The 503-nt window shown below is 46.3% G+C and carries 1 protein-coding gene; it reads right to left on the bottom strand.

Annotated features, from left to right (window positions below; translation table 11 throughout):
• Nucleotides 1-269 precede the first annotated feature (269 nt).
• A partial coding sequence (locus DB30_RS41135) for a transposase (RefSeq protein WP_001184882.1) occupies nt 270-503 on the bottom strand: 234 nt, incomplete at its 5' end.

Raw genomic sequence — 503 nt, 5'->3', positions numbered from 1 at the left:
TTAACCATTCCCATACAATTAGTTAACCAAAAAGGGGGGATTTTATCTCCCCTTTAATTTTTCCTCTATTCTCGGCGTTGAATGTGGGGGAAACATCCCATAAGCGCTAACTTAAGGGTTGAACCATCTGAAGAATGCGACGCCTCGGTGCCTCGTTAAGACGATGCCTCGCGTTCTTCAATTGCGTTTTGTAGGCTGTCAGGGATACTGTCCCACGAATGGCCACCTGTAAGCTCCAGATGACCATTTTTGTTATTCTCCACAACGAGTTAGTTCTTCTTTTCGGATCCGGCACTTCTGGGGGGGAAATCCAGCGATGGCTGGATTATGTCGTCAATTAAAAATGCGGCGAGTAGATTAGCAAATATCCACGCTTTCGCGAGTTCAGGTTCCTTTGCACGCAAAGCATCCAGGTGCAGCAAACTTTTGAGCCGCTTAAAAGCCAGTTCAATTTGCCATCGCAGACGGTAACAATCAGCCACTTGCTCTGCTGAATATTCATC

This window comes from Enhygromyxa salina (genome assembly GCF_000737335.2).
Taxonomy (GTDB): Bacteria; Myxococcota_A; Polyangia; order Nannocystales; family Nannocystaceae; genus Plesiocystis; species Plesiocystis salina_C.
This window is presented reverse-complemented; position numbering and strand designations above follow the sequence as displayed.